Origin of the sequence: Rossellomorea sp. FS2 (genome assembly GCF_047915635.1) — a bacterium.
Lineage (GTDB): Bacteria > Bacillota > Bacilli > Bacillales > Bacillaceae_B > Rossellomorea > Rossellomorea marisflavi_A.
Window position 1 is genome coordinate 1 of record NZ_JBLRVS010000020.1, and the last position, 304, is coordinate 304.

1 protein-coding gene is annotated in these 304 nt (G+C 46.1%); it reads left to right on the top strand.

Features of this window, described 5'->3' with window-relative positions; all coding sequences use genetic code 11:
- On the top strand, positions 1-304 hold a 304-nt coding region (locus tag ACNA6I_RS23090), incomplete at both ends, for an IS3 family transposase (protein ID WP_416314233.1).

The following is a 304-nucleotide window of genomic DNA, read 5'->3' on the forward strand; positions in this document are numbered from 1 at the left end:
AAAGTGGAAAAGAAGAATTAGATTGATCTTTCGCCGGCATTCAGGCCGGTATGGCTACCGTCGGATTACAGATGTACTCCAGGCAAAAGGGTATGACATCAATAAAAAGAAAGTCCTTCGCATTATGAAAGCCCTAGGGCTCCAGTGCCTGGTAAGAAAAAAGAAATACCGGTCTTATGAAGGGGAAGTTGGAAAAGCGGCGCCCAACACCCTCGACCGAAAGTTCATGGCATCGAAACCGAACCAAAAATGGGTAACCGATGTGACGGAATTCAAGATTGCCGGACAGAAACTGTACTTGTCT